The sequence below is a fragment of the Allokutzneria sp. NRRL B-24872 genome, from assembly GCF_002155965.1.
In the GTDB taxonomy this organism is placed as follows: Bacteria; Actinomycetota; Actinomycetes; order Mycobacteriales; family Pseudonocardiaceae; genus Allokutzneria.
In genome coordinates, this window is record NZ_MUMH01000155.1 from 23,683 (window position 1) to 29,728 (window position 6,046).

Sequence of the window (6,046 nt, forward strand, 5' to 3'; positions counted from 1 at the left end):
AGGTACTTGAGCGCCCTCAATGAGTCATTCAGGACTCTCAACGCACCGAACGGGTCATTCGGGTACCTCGCGCCACTGCGCCCCCGTCCCCACGGCTTCAGCCCTGAACGGGTCGTTTGGGTACTTGAACGCACTGAACGGGTCGTTCAGGGCTTTCGGACGCACCGATGGGGCCGTTGGGTTCACTCCGGCTGGGGCAGGAGGTGCAGCAGGGGTGCGGTGAGCGGGGTGCGGCCGTGCCAGTGCAGGCGCGCGGTGGCTCCCTCGCGGATGAGCACGGCCGAGGTGGACACGGTGCGCGCGGTGCCGGAGGTGTCGTGCAGGCGGTCGGAGAGATCGCCCGGCTGGGTGGAGATAGGCACGATCCACCGCCACGCGCGCCGCTGCGCTAGCTGAGCGAGCACGTGCGGCGGGACGGGCGCGAAGACGGCGATGGCGGTGCGCTCGCGCAGCCAGGGGACCTGGGCGTCGAGGGCGTCGACATCGCGCGCGCCCGCCTCCTCCGGCTCCTCGGACAGGAGGTCGAAGGCCAGGTGGTGAGCCAGCAGCGTGCGGTGGTCGCCGAAAACGTCGTCCAGCGTGATCGGCTTGCCGCCCGCTGTGGTCAGCGGCGCGGAAGCGTCGACATCGGGCCCCGGCGGCAGGGCCGCGCGCAGGGCCGCGACGGCGGCAGCGGCGGCGCGCAGCTCCCCCTCGGCCGCCAGCAGTTCGGCGCGGGCGCGCCGGTAGTCCTCGCTGGCGGCGACGTGCACTGTGCTCATGCGGAGAGAACTTAGTCCGAACGGCGGCACGGGCGTAGCCGGTTCGATCAACGTGATGCGAGCGCGTTCGGCAGCATCGACGGGCAACCGCCCACGTAGGACGTGTCGTACTCGAAGTGCCACGGCTCGTTCTGGTAGCGCCTGCACCACCCGTGCTTGCCGTTGGAGCGCTCCACCCACGACGCGGCGGACAGCGGCTGGATGTCCACGGCGATCCCCTTGACGTGGTTGGACGCCTCGGGGGTGAGCACGTACTTGCTGGCCTGCTCGGCGCTGCCGAAGCGGCGGACCGCGCTGTCGAACTCAGCCTGCTGCTGCCACGCGCTGCGCTTGCCGTCGTTGAGGCACATCTTCACGTTCTCGGCGGCTGCCTTGCCCTTCAAGGAGTTCCACGCGGCGAGCACGTCATCGCGCAGGCCTCGGGGAGCTTCGTCGGAGTGGCGCGGGTCCAACGCGCACTTCGGGGCTTCGTCGTCGCCGGTGACGTTGACGAGTTCCACGTACGCCTCACCGGCCATCGGCCGCTTCGGCTCCATGTAGAACAGCACGCCCAATCCGACGAGCAGCGTGACCGCCAGGGTCAGCACAATTCGCATATCCGGCCAAATCTCCTCTAAGCGTGCTGCCGTACAAGTGTTTCACAGCGGTGTGTGGCGTGGTGCCTGCCCGTGACCACCGGAGCGCGACGCCCCAGCTCAGTTCCGTGCAGCAGCGCGACGAGCACGAGCGCGACCGCCGGCGCGCCCACGGCGGCGATGACGAGCGAGTCGTCCAAGCGCTCAGCGGCGGTGGTGGCCGAGCCCAGCATCACGCGGCCGACGAGCGGCACGATCGAGGGAACGACGAGCGCTCCGAGGAACCACGCGGGGTGCGGGTGGACGCGACCAGGTCCGGCGAACGCGGCGACCAGACACCCGATGAGCGCGGCGACCAGGCAGCCGCCGAGGGTGTCGCTGGGGCGGTGCCAGCCGAGGCCGACCGTCGCGACGGCCACCGCGGCGACGACGACCGAGCCGCCGCCGAGCACGAACGGGCGCACTCGGTGCGGGCTGACCAGCGCCAACGCGACCAGCACGGCCATCGCGCCGGTCACGTGCCCGCTGGGGAAGCTGTTGTGGCCCGCGACCGAGGTGACGTAGAGGTCGGGGCGCTCCAGAAGCACTTCCTTGAGCAGTTCGGTCGTCAGTGTCGAGCCGCCGATCACCGCGACGACCGTGACCGCGCCGATCAGCTTGGCCCGGAACACCCCGACGCCGAGGGTGAACAGCGCGACGGCGCCGAGCAGGAAGGTGCCCATCCCGCCCTTGAGCAGGTAGGAGAACGCCGGGTCGGCCAGTCCGCCGGTCTGGGCCTGGTGCACGGCGCCGTTCTCCGCGCGCTGCCCGGTGACCGTGTGCACGTAGGCGAGGAAGGTCACGCCGAGGGCGATCAGGGCTCCTAACGCGCCCGCGACGGGAAGCGGCCAGGTCCTGGGCTGTGCTTCGTCGCTGGTTGCCATGACACCGATGCTCCAGGCGGGGTGTCCGCGTTCTGTGCTGGGTTTGTCATGGTTGTGCAACAGACCTGGATAATGGGCCGCGTGGCGATTGTCCTGGTTGTAGAGGACGACCGCGCCGTCCGCGAAGCACTCCAGCTCTCTTTGCGCAGGCAGGGGCATGAGGTGCACGTGGCGGACAGCGGTGAGCAGGGCTTGGCGTTCCTCCGGGAGCAGCGCCCGGACCTGGTGCTCGTCGACCTCATGTTGCCCGGCATCGACGGCTTCGAGACCTGCCGCCGCATCCGCGCCGAGGGCGATCTGCCGATCATCGTGCTGACCGCGCGCAGCGACGACTTCGACGTGGTGGCGGGCTTGGAGGCGGGCGCGGACGACTACGTGGTCAAGCCGGTGGAACCGAGGGTGCTCGACGCGCGCATCCGCGCCGTGCTGCGCCGGGCCACCAGCGAGCAGCAGTCCAGCGACGAGCGCTTCGGCGACCTCGTCGTGGACCGCACCGCACTGGTGGTCACCAAGTGCGGCGAGCCGGTCCCGCTCACGCCGACCGAGCTGAAGCTGCTGCTGGAGCTGACCAGGACGCCCGGCCGGGTGCTGTCCCGCCAGCAGCTGCTGAGCGCGGTGTGGGAGCACGACTACCTCGGCGACTCGCGGCTGGTCGACGCGTGCGTGCAGCGGCTGCGCTCCAAGATCGAGGACGATCCGGCGAGCCCGAGGCACGTGCGCACGGTGCGCGGCTTCGGCTACCGGTTCGACCGGGTGTAGCGGGTGGCGGGCAGGCGCTGGTCGGTCGGGCTGCGGCTGCGGTTGGTCGCCGCGTTCGCCGCCGTCGCGCTCGGCGCGGTGATCGCCACCACCGGCGCGAACTACCTCTCCGCACGCACCACGATCTTGCAGGGCGTCCAGGACCGCGCGATGGACACGTTGCGCACGCAGGTCAGCACGTTCGCGGCGACCGTGCCGCTGCCGCCGACCCAACGCGACCTCGACGCGTTCCAGCGCAGGCTCAGCGGCTACGTCGCCGTGTTCTACCGGGACCTCCGCTCCACCGGCGGGCCGCCGACCGAGGAACTGCCCGCACAGTTCCGTGCCGCCGTGCACGACAGCGACCGCGTGCTGTTCCAACGCGGGCTGTGGTCGGAGACTGCGCCGTTCCTGATGGTCGGCATGATCGTGCGCACGCAGAACACCGTGGGCGCCGTCGAGCCGACCGGTTTGGAGATCTACGCGCAGATCAGCCTCGCCAGCTCGCAGGCTGACATCTCCGAGCTGGCGGCGTGGGCGTGGGTGACCGGTGCGCTGGCCCTGCTCGTCGCGGTCGGCATCGCCCTGCTCGCGGCGCGCAGCGTGCTCCGGCCGGTGCGGGAGCTGAACTTCGCCGCGCGCAGCCTCGCCGACGGGCAGTTCGACACGCGGTTGCGGGTGCGCGGCGGTGACGAACTGGCCGAGCTGGCGCACACCTTCAACACCTCTGCGGCGACGTTGCAGCACAACGTCGGCGAGCTGCGGCGGATGGAGTCGGACGCGCGGCGCTTCGTCGCCGACGTCTCGCACGAGCTGCGCACGCCGCTGACCGCGATGACCGCCGTGATCGAGATCCTGGAGCAGGAGACCGATCGGATGCCGCCGGACTCCGCCGTGGCCGCGCGCCTGGTCGCCGGGGAGACGCGCAAGCTGTCCCGGCTCGTGCAGGACCTGATGGAGATCTCGCGCTTCGACGCGGGCCGCGCCGGGCTCGAACTCGACGAGTGGGACGTGGCGACCGCCGTGCGGGACACGCTCGCCGCGCGCGGCTGGCAGGACTCCGTCTCCGTGGATCTGCCGGAGGGCCTGGTGGCGCGAGTGGACCGGCGGCGGCTGGACATCGTGGTGGCCAACCTGGTCGGCAACGCGCTGCGCCACGGTGCTCCGCCGGTGCTGGTGCGGCTGTGGGAGGAGGACGGCGGCGTGGTGATCGAGGTCAGCGACAACGGCCCCGGCCTGCCGGATTCCGTGCTGCCGCACGTGTTCGACCGCTTCTACAAGGCGGATTCCGCGCGGGCGCGCTCCGAGGGCAGCGGGCTCGGCCTGGCCATCGCGCGCGAGAACGCCCGGCTGCACGGCGGTTCGCTGACCGCGGGGAACCACCCCAGCGGGGGCGCGCGGTTCGTGCTCCGACTGCCGGAGGTGTTGGTGTGAAACGCTTTCTGGCTTTCGTGGTGGTGTTGGTGGTCGCGGGCTGCGGGGTTCGGCCGACCGAGATCGTGCGCGCGGGCCCGGCTCCGATCCTGCCCGCCGGTGGCGAGGGCGCGGTGCTGTACTTCCTCTCCGGCGAGCAGTTGCAGCCCGCGAGCCGTGCCACCGGCCAGCCCCTCGCCCCCGCTCAGGCCGTGGAGTTGTTGCTGGGCGGGCCGACCGACGCCGAGCGCTCGGCGGGATTGGTGACCAAGCTGCCGTTCACCTCGGGCCGGGTCAACCTGTCCGGCACCACGTTGACCGTGCCGATCCCCGTGCTGGGACTGCCCGAGGAGGCCGTCCAGCAGCTCGTGTGCACCGCCGTGCGCGCGCTCGCCCCCACCGAGCAGCACCTGGGCCTCTTCCTGGCCGGGCGCACCGGCCCCCTCGGCTACCGCGAGTGCTCCGCCATGACCTAGGTGGACTCGTCGCGGGTCATGCGGCGGAGCTTGGGGAGGCGTTCGGCGAGGACGCGTTCGGCTCCGTGGTTGGTGGGGTGGTAGTAGTCCTTGCCCACCAGCTCGTCGGGGGCGTACTGCTGCGCGAGGACTCCGCCGGGCGCGTCGTGCGGGTAGCGGTAGCTCTGCGCGTGGCCCAGGCGCTCGGCGCCCTTGTAGTGGCCGTCGCGCAGGTGGGGTGGCACCGGGCCGACCGCGCCCTTGCGCACATCGCTGGACGCGTCGTTGATGGCGACTATCACCGCGTTGGACTTCGGCGCGGTGGCCAGGTGGATCGTGGCCTGCGCGAGTGCGAGGCGTCCTTCTGGCAGGCCGATGAGCTGCACGGCCTGCGCGGCGGCGACGGCGGCCTGGAGCGCGGTCGGGTCGGCCATGCCGATGTCCTCGCTGGCGTGCACGACGAGGCGGCGGGCGATGAAGCGCGGGTCCTCGCCCGCCTCGATCATGCGCGCCAGGTAGTGCAGCGCGGCGTCCGGGTCGGAGCCCCTGATCGACTTGATGAACGCGCTGATCACGTCGTAGTGCTGGTCGCCGTCGCGGTCGTAGCGCACCGCCGCTTTGTCCACAGTGGACTCGAGCGTGCCGAGGTCGATCTCCGCCGCGCCCGTGGAGCTGGCCGACTCGGCGGCGGCTTCCAGCGCCGTCAACGCCCGGCGCGCGTCACCCGCGGCGAGCCGGACGAGGTGGTCCTCGGCGTCCTGCGCGAGGGTCGGCGCTCCCCCGAGCCCGCGCTCGTCCTCGACCGCCCTGCGCACCACCGCGCGCACGTCGTCGTCGGTGAGCGAACGGAGCTGGAGCACCAACGACCGCGAGAGCAGCGGCGACACCACCGAGAAGAACGGGTTCTCCGTGGTCGCCGCGACGAGCAGCACGACCCGGTCCTCCACCGCGCCGAGCAACGCGTCCTGCTGCGTCTTGGAGAAGCGGTGCACCTCGTCGATGAACAGCACCGTGGACTCGGCCGCCCTGCCGAGGCGACGGCGGGCCTCCTCGATCACCGCGCGCACCTCTTTGACGCCTGCCGACAGCGCGGAGAGTGCGACGAAGCGCCGCCCGGTCGCCTTGGAGACGAGCGTGGCCAGCGTGGTCTTCCCGGTGCCGGGCGGGCCGTAGAGCAGCAC

General features: G+C 71.6%; 7 protein-coding genes. 3 read left to right on the plus strand and 4 right to left on the minus strand.

Annotation, left to right across the window (positions count from 1 at the left end; translation table 11 throughout):
* Window positions 1-182: 182 nt before the first annotated feature.
* Genes CCN37_RS32240 through CCN37_RS32250 form a run of 3 tightly spaced genes read right to left on the minus strand, consistent with a single transcriptional unit; the run spans window position 183 to window position 2,259 of the window.
* On the minus strand, window positions 183-761 hold the full coding sequence (locus CCN37_RS32240) for a DUF899 family protein (RefSeq protein ID WP_086828201.1): 579 nt from the start codon (window positions 759-761) through the stop codon (window positions 183-185).
* 47 nt (window positions 762-808) lie between these two features.
* On the minus strand, window positions 809-1,357 hold the full coding sequence (locus CCN37_RS32245; protein ID WP_086828203.1) for a D-alanyl-D-alanine carboxypeptidase family protein: 549 nt from the start codon (window positions 1,355-1,357) through the stop codon (window positions 809-811).
* A gap of 17 nt (window positions 1,358-1,374) precedes the next feature.
* Complete coding sequence (locus CCN37_RS32250) at window positions 1,375-2,259, minus strand: phosphatase PAP2 family protein (protein ID WP_168200964.1); 885 nt, start codon at window positions 2,257-2,259, stop codon at window positions 1,375-1,377.
* Between the two features lie 81 nt (window positions 2,260-2,340).
* Here CCN37_RS32250 and CCN37_RS32255 point away from each other — a divergent pair, with 81 nt between their 5' ends.
* From CCN37_RS32255 to CCN37_RS32265, 3 genes are read left to right on the plus strand one after another with little or no spacing between them, the layout of a single operon-like run.
* Entirely contained in the window at window positions 2,341-3,018 is a 678-nt protein-coding gene (locus CCN37_RS32255; protein WP_086828205.1) for a response regulator transcription factor, read from the plus strand.
* A gap of 3 nt (window positions 3,019-3,021) precedes the next feature.
* The gene (locus CCN37_RS32260; RefSeq protein ID WP_086828206.1) at window positions 3,022-4,431 is read left to right on the plus strand and encodes a HAMP domain-containing sensor histidine kinase; all 1,410 of its coding nucleotides are present in this window, start codon (window positions 3,022-3,024) and stop codon (window positions 4,429-4,431) included.
* On the plus strand, window positions 4,428-4,886 hold the full coding sequence (locus CCN37_RS32265; RefSeq protein WP_086828208.1) for a hypothetical protein: 459 nt from the start codon (window positions 4,428-4,430) through the stop codon (window positions 4,884-4,886). The genes CCN37_RS32260 and CCN37_RS32265 overlap by 4 nt, the downstream gene beginning before the upstream one ends.
* On the opposite strand, the gene CCN37_RS32270 is transcribed toward CCN37_RS32265, so the two are convergent.
* A partial coding sequence (locus tag CCN37_RS32270; RefSeq protein ID WP_246843438.1) for a replication-associated recombination protein A occupies window positions 4,883-6,046 on the minus strand: 1,164 nt, incomplete at its 5' end. The genes CCN37_RS32265 and CCN37_RS32270 overlap by 4 nt on opposite strands.

Bases quoted from the DNA above. Each gene is read 5' to 3' on its own strand.
- CCN37_RS32240 (WP_086828201.1), bottom strand. From the start codon at position 761: ATGAGCACAGTGCACGTCGCCGCCAGCGAGGACTACCGGCGCGCCCGC.
- CCN37_RS32250 (WP_168200964.1), bottom strand. From the start codon at position 2,259: ATGGCAACCAGCGACGAAGCACAGCCCAGGACCTGGCCGCTTCCCGTC.
- CCN37_RS32245 (WP_086828203.1), bottom strand. From the start codon at position 1,357: ATGCGAATTGTGCTGACCCTGGCGGTCACGCTGCTCGTCGGATTGGGC.